This is a genomic window from Sphaerochaeta sp. UBA5836 (genome assembly GCF_002432845.1).
In the GTDB taxonomy this organism is placed as follows: domain Bacteria; phylum Spirochaetota; class Spirochaetia; order Sphaerochaetales; family Sphaerochaetaceae; genus Sphaerochaeta.
This window is the reverse complement of the sequence record NZ_DJGW01000103.1, coordinates 18,893-24,970: the sequence shown is the minus strand read 5'-3', so window position 1 is coordinate 24,970 and position 6,078 is coordinate 18,893. Positions and strand designations below refer to the sequence as shown.

Here is a 6,078-nt window from a genome sequence, read left to right as displayed (position 1 = left end):
TGCAGATGGGGCTGACTGTAGAGGAGGTGGCTCAAAAGTCCGCAGCGTTGCATGAATTCAATCCGATGCTCGGTTTCCGTGGCTGCCGTCTTGCGATTGTCTATCCCGAGATTCTCAGGATGCAGGTGAGGGCAATCATCGAGGCTGCGATCAACGTCAAGCGCAAGGGTGTCGATGTCCTTCCTGAGATCATGGTTCCCTTGGTAGGCAACTACAAGGAGTTCGTTTTCTGCAAGAAACATGCACTGGAGGTCATTGAGAAGATTTTCAATGAGCAGGGCATGAAGGTGCATTACAAGATTGGAACGATGATTGAGGTTCCCAGGGCTGCCATCACCGCTGATGAAATCGCCCGCGAGGCTGAATTCTTCAGTTTCGGCACAAACGACTTGACCCAGATGACCTGTGGTTTCAGCCGTGACGATGCAGCTTCCTTCCTCGGTCACTATGTGAATGATACAGACAAGCAGTTCTACGACTACGACCCGTTTGCAACCATCGATATCGCTGGTGTAGGCAAGCTCGTGGACATGGCTGCCAAGCTTGGTCGCTCAACCAATCCGAACATCAAGCTGGGTATCTGCGGTGAGCATGGTGGTGATCCCAAGACCATCGCATTCTGCGACAAGGTCGGTCTGGATTATGTTTCCTGCTCTCCGTTCCGCGTTCCCATCGCCCGTCTCGCGGCTGCCCAGGCATCCATTGCCGCAAAGAAGGCCAAGTAAGCGAATTTCACTTGTATTGATTCCCGGGCTTCGGCCCGGGTTTTCTGTATGCGGGCAAGAAAAAACGGTTCCCGAAGGAACCGTCAGAGCCAAAAAAGGGAATTGAACCCTTGACCTGCTCATTACGAGTGAGCTGCTCTACCCCTGAGCTATTTTGGCCGGATACATAAAACAGGTGCATTTTACCCGAAAGAGGGAAGAAGGTAAAGATGGTATCTGTAAATGTCAGATCCCTGTCTTGCCTTGACCTTTGAGGCTTTTGTCTAGTACGCTTAAGTGAGAAGAGGGAGTGCATTGAAAACACAAACGTTGTTCAGCCATGCTGTCGCCCAGGAGGTGGTTGTTTTGCTGAATAGTGAAAAACATGGTGTTGGAACCAAGGTGGGATTGAGCTGGCAGCCTGATGTTGCCCAGTTCCTGCTGGACATGTTCCCTGACGCATTGGAGTATGGACTGCAACTGAGTGACATCGCACCGCTGGTAAGCGAGGATGAATTCGCTTTCGACGAAGAAGATTTCGATTTTCTTGATGATGACTTTTTGGATGAATTCGATGATGACGATGAGGATGACCCTGTATGAAAGTACTGGGGATTGAGACATCCTGTGATGAATGTTCTGCAGCTGTCGTAGAGGACGGACGCACCGTCCTGAGCAACATCATAGCCACCCAGATAGAACTTCATAAACCGTACGAAGGAGTGGTCCCCGAGCTTGCTTCACGCCTGCATACCCAGTGGATCAGTACCGTCGTCCAGACGGCGCTTCAGAAAGCCGACCTCCAACCGCATGATGTCGATGCGGTTGCAGTGACCAACCGACCCGGCTTGTTGGGTTCTCTTTTAGTCGGCTTGAGTTTCGCGAAGGGATTTGCAGCCTCCCTGGATGTACCGTTCATCACCATAGACCATATTCGTGCACACCTCCATGCATCACAGATTGAGCACCCGCTTGAGTATCCCTACCTCGGCCTCTTGGTAAGCGGCGGGCATACAGTCATATGCCGGGTTGATGGCTATGATTCAATCGAGGTTCTGGGAACCACCATCGATGATGCAATCGGGGAAGCCTTCGACAAGGTCGCCAAGCACTACAGGTTCGGATATCCCGGCGGTGTAGCCATTGATCGCCTTGCGAGGAAGGGCAATCCGCTTGCCTTTCTTTTTCCGGGTCCGACCTTGCATTCGAAGGACCACCCGTATGATATATCCTATAGCGGATTGAAAACCGCAGCAATCAACCAACTGGATAAGTTTTGGGACGGCAAAAGTGAAAAGAGTCCTGAAAATATCGCCGCTTCCTTTCAACGGGCTGCTGTGAACATGCTTGTCAAGCGGGTCAAGTCCGCATTGGAAGAGACCGATTTGAAACGGCTGAGTGCCGGGGGCGGCGTTGCAGCAAACAGTTATTTGAGGCAGGAGCTGGAAGCACTCAAGCAAGGCGGTTATGAAGTTTCCTTTCCCTCCCTCAAGCTGTGTACCGACAACGGAGCCATGATAGCGGCCTTGGCATACCGCTATCTGGCCGATGGCATGCGATCTGAGTTCTCCGAGTCTGCTAGTGCTCGGGTGACAGCATTCAAAAAACACTATTGTTGAAAAGAGGCCCTATGAACGCACATTACAATCTGGACAGTGTAATTCGAAAGGTACCCGATTTCCCCAAGCAGGGAGTCCTCTATTATGATATCACCGGTATTCTTGCTGTGCCTGAAGCTTTTCAGTATTGCATCGACAGGATGGAGGTTTTGTGCGAGGGCCGCGAGATTGATGCAATTGCAGCGATAGAGGCTCGGGGGTTCATCTTTGCCGCTCCGCTTGCCCAGCGGCTTGGGCTACCCCTCATATTGGTGCGCAAGATGGGAAAGCTCCCCAACAAGGTCTTCACCAAGAGTTTTGAGCTTGAGTATGGCTGTGATGTGGTCTGTGTCCAGGAAGTGGATATCCACAAGGGCAGCCGCGTTTTGTTGGTGGATGACCTGATCGCAACCGGTGGTACACTGAAAGCGGCTGCTTCGATGTTTGAAGAGCATGGAGCTCAGGTTGCAGGTTTCTTGGGTGTCATCGGTTTGCCGTTTCTCAAGTATGAGCAAGCACTGGCCCCTTATCCAGTCGAGGTCCTGCAGGTCTATCACGGGGAGTAGGAATAAATTTCCCCATCCCCTTGACAAAGCATACGCATTTCCGTATCCTACCACAGGATTTTCAGATTGGGATGTAGTGTAATGGTAACACTGCAGATTCTGGTTCTGCCTTTGGGGGTTCGAATCCCTCCATCCCAGGCATCGGTTCCTTCGTCTAATGGTTAGGACAGGAGATTCTCAGTCTCTAAATAGGGGTTCGATTCCCCTAGGAACTAAAACGAATGAGGAAGGGGCAACCTTGTAGGTTGCCTTTTTTTATCGGTATACTAAGCATAAGGAACCGCACACTATGATTACAGCATCAAATATCAGTCTTTCCTATGGAACCCAGGTTCTTTTCAAGGAAGTAAATATCAAATTCACACCCGGCAACTGCTATGGCATCATCGGTGCCAACGGTGCCGGCAAGTCGACCTTCCTCAAGATTCTCTCGGGGGAGATTGAAGCCGATACCGGGGAAATCATCATCTCATCCGGCCAGCGGATGGCTGTACTCAGACAGGACCATTTTGCCTTCAACGATTATACGGTTCTTGAAACAGTCATTATGGGCTATGAGCAGCTGTATGCCGTGATGAAGGAACGGGACACCATCTATTCGAAAGAGGACTTCACCGAGGAGGATGGCTTGAGGGCGGCTGAACTTGAAGGTGAATTCGCTGAAATGGGAGGATGGGAGGCTGAGGCCCAGGCCGCCCAGATGCTCAATGGACTGGGAATCGCCACTGATTTGCAGCAGAAGAAAATGAGTGACGTTGAGGACAACGTGAAAGTTCGTGTTCTCCTCGCCCAAGCCCTGTTCGGGAATCCCGATATCCTCTTGCTGGATGAACCGACCAACCACCTTGACCTCGAATCGATTCACTGGCTTGAAGACTTCCTTGCCAACTTTGACAACACCGTCATCGTTGTCAGTCACGACCGTCACTTCCTCAATACCGTTTGCACCCATATTGCAGACATCGACTTCGGCAAGATTCAGCTCTATGTCGGCAACTATGACTTCTGGTACCTGTCCAGCCAGCTGGCAGCCAAGCAGATGAAGGATGAGAAGAAGCGGCGCGAAGAAAAAATTTCAGAGTTGAAGGAGTTCATCCTTCGCTTTTCCAGCAACGTGGCAAAGGCAAAGCAGGCTACCAGCCGAAAGAAGCTTATTGACAAGCTCACTATAGACGATATCAAGCCCTCAAGCCGAAGATTCCCCTATGTTGCATTCAAGCCGATGCGCGAGTGCGGCAAGAACATTCTTGAAGTCAAGGGCCTGACCAAGGTCATCGACGGAGAGAAGGTGCTGGACAACTTCGACCTGGTGCTCAACAACGGGGACAAGGTTGCCTTCGTCGGCCCCAACCACTATGCCAAGACGGTATTGTTCGAGATTCTCACCGGCAACATGCAAAGCGATGAGGGTACTTACACCTGGGGTGTGACAACCAGCCTGTCCTACTTCCCCAAGAACAACAGCCACCTGTTCACCGAGCATGTCTCCATCACCGACTGGCTGCGCAATTACAGCGAGGACAAGGACGATACCTATATCCGCTCCTTCCTCGGACGCATGCTTTTCAGCGGTGATGAGGCCCTCAAGGATTGTACGGTGCTCAGCGGAGGCGAGAAGGTGCGGTGCGTACTGTCGCGCATGATGCTCGAGCAGGCAAACTGCCTGATTTTCGATGAACCAACCAGTCATCTTGATTTGGAGGCCATCACCGCACTCAACAACGCTCTTATCGATTTCTCCGGGGTTCTGCTCTTCAACAGCCATGACCATCAGTTTGTCGAGTCAATCGCAAATCGGATCATCGAATTTACACCAAACGGGGTCATTGACAGAATGATGGGCTTTGAGGATTATTTCAATGACGAATCCATCAAGGCTTTGCGGGATGAGAAGTACAGAGGCTCACATCACGCAATAGCGCTCTAGGGAGGCTCCATGCTGGTTGCAGTAGATATCGGAAACACAAATATTGTCATTGCAGTCCATGACGGAATGAGGTGGGTGCAGTCGTTTCGGATGTACAGCGACCAGAAGAAGACCAGTGACGAGTATTTCGTCGTGCTGGACAGCCTGATGAGTCACGCAGGCCTCCATAAGCATGATATCAACAGGGCGGTCATCAGTTCGGTCGTGCCGAACTTGACGCGCTCGATGCAGAAGAACATCATCAGGCTGTTCGACGTCCAACCCCTCATGGTCGACCATCAGGTGGAAACAGGGTTGAAGAAAGAGACGATTCCCGAGGAATTGGGAAGCGACCTGCTCGCCAACGCAGCCCAGGCCCACTATGTGCACCCCAATCAACCGGTGGTGGTGGTGGACTTCGGAACAGCACTCACGCTGACCACGGTCGACAGCGACGGCGCGGTCCTCGGGGCATCCATAGCTCCGGGCCTGGTCACTGCGGTGAATGCCTTGTTCGGCAATACCGCCCAGCTGCCGCAGGTCGAGCTGAAGATTCCTCAGACGGTCATCGGTCGAAACAGCCAGGAATCGATTCGCAGTGGAATCATGTTCGGGTATGCCGGTATGGTGAAGGCAATCATCGAGCGCACCGAACAGGAGCTTGGCTGTGAGGTCTTCGTCATTGCGACCGGAGGCCTCAGCCAAACCATAGCTCCCTTGATCGAGCGGATCAATCAAGTCTCGGCAATGCACACCATGGACGGCCTTCGCTTGATCAGCGAGCTCAACTAAAAGACAAATACTCCCTTTCTCATTACTGCAAAAGTCTTCCCGTCGCCGGTGGTGGCGTCGATGTCCATGTCCTTGGAACCAATCATGAAATCGACATGCATGAGACTGGTATTGCATCCGGCTTCATGCAGCTGCTCATCGGTGGAAAGCAACGCCCCGTTCGCCAATGCCGTAGGATAGCCATCGCCGAGGGCGAGGTGGCAGGAAGCATTCTCATCCAGCAGGATTGAGTTGAAGATGTAGTTGCTCTGCGCGATGGGGCTGGTCTCATCCACCAGAGCCACTTCTCCGAGACGCCGGGTTCCTTCGTCGATGGAGAAGAAGGTATCCATCGCTTCCTTGCCTTCGCGGGCGCTGTAGTCGATTACCTTTCCATCCTTGAAGACAAGGCGCACTTCTTCGGTCTTGACATCAAGAACACTTACCGGTTTGGTGGTCGTAACATATCCGTCGGCCCGAAGCCGGTCGGGGGTGGTGAAAATCTCCTCGGTGGGAAGGTTTGCAAAGAATTG

General features: G+C 52.1%; 7 protein-coding genes and 3 tRNA genes. 8 read left to right on the top strand and 2 right to left on the bottom strand.

Annotated features, from left to right (window positions below):
- The coding region (locus B3F49_RS09650) for a putative PEP-binding protein (RefSeq protein ID WP_349681283.1) at positions 1–725 on the top strand (725 nt) is incomplete at its 5' end.
- Positions 726–812: 87 nt separating this feature from the next.
- Here the strand turns inward: B3F49_RS09650 and B3F49_RS09645 are convergent.
- Positions 813–884, bottom strand: a tRNA-Thr gene (locus tag B3F49_RS09645).
- A gap of 135 nt (positions 885–1,019) precedes the next feature.
- Here B3F49_RS09645 and B3F49_RS09640 point away from each other — a divergent pair.
- The 7 genes from B3F49_RS09640 (at position 1,020) to B3F49_RS09610 (ending at position 5,566) form a co-directional block, all read left to right on the top strand.
- Positions 1,020–1,307 (top strand): hypothetical protein, encoded by a 288-nt coding sequence (locus B3F49_RS09640; protein ID WP_293910676.1) that lies wholly within the window; start codon positions 1,020–1,022, stop codon positions 1,305–1,307.
- Complete coding sequence (gene tsaD / locus B3F49_RS09635; protein ID WP_293910674.1) at positions 1,304–2,323, top strand: tRNA (adenosine(37)-N6)-threonylcarbamoyltransferase complex transferase subunit TsaD; 1,020 nt, start codon at positions 1,304–1,306, stop codon at positions 2,321–2,323. Before B3F49_RS09640 ends, tsaD begins: the two co-directional genes overlap by 4 nt.
- Positions 2,324–2,334: 11 nt before the next feature.
- Positions 2,335–2,868 (top strand): adenine phosphoribosyltransferase, encoded by a 534-nt coding sequence (locus B3F49_RS09630; protein WP_293910672.1) that lies wholly within the window; start codon positions 2,335–2,337, stop codon positions 2,866–2,868.
- A gap of 67 nt (positions 2,869–2,935) precedes the next feature.
- Positions 2,936–3,006, top strand: a tRNA-Gln gene (locus B3F49_RS09625).
- 5 nt (positions 3,007–3,011) lie between these two features.
- Positions 3,012–3,083, top strand: a tRNA-Glu gene (locus B3F49_RS09620).
- A gap of 74 nt (positions 3,084–3,157) precedes the next feature.
- Positions 3,158–4,795, top strand: coding sequence for an ABC-F family ATP-binding cassette domain-containing protein (locus tag B3F49_RS09615; protein ID WP_293893530.1), 1,638 nt, complete (start codon positions 3,158–3,160; stop codon positions 4,793–4,795).
- A gap of 9 nt (positions 4,796–4,804) precedes the next feature.
- Entirely contained in the window at positions 4,805–5,566 is a 762-nt protein-coding gene (locus B3F49_RS09610; protein WP_293893533.1) for a type III pantothenate kinase, read from the top strand.
- On the opposite strand, the gene B3F49_RS09605 is transcribed toward B3F49_RS09610, so the two are convergent.
- A partial coding sequence (locus B3F49_RS09605; protein WP_293910670.1) for an aminopeptidase occupies positions 5,563–6,078 on the bottom strand: 516 nt, incomplete at its 5' end. The two genes, B3F49_RS09610 and B3F49_RS09605, sit on opposite strands and share 4 nt — an antisense overlap.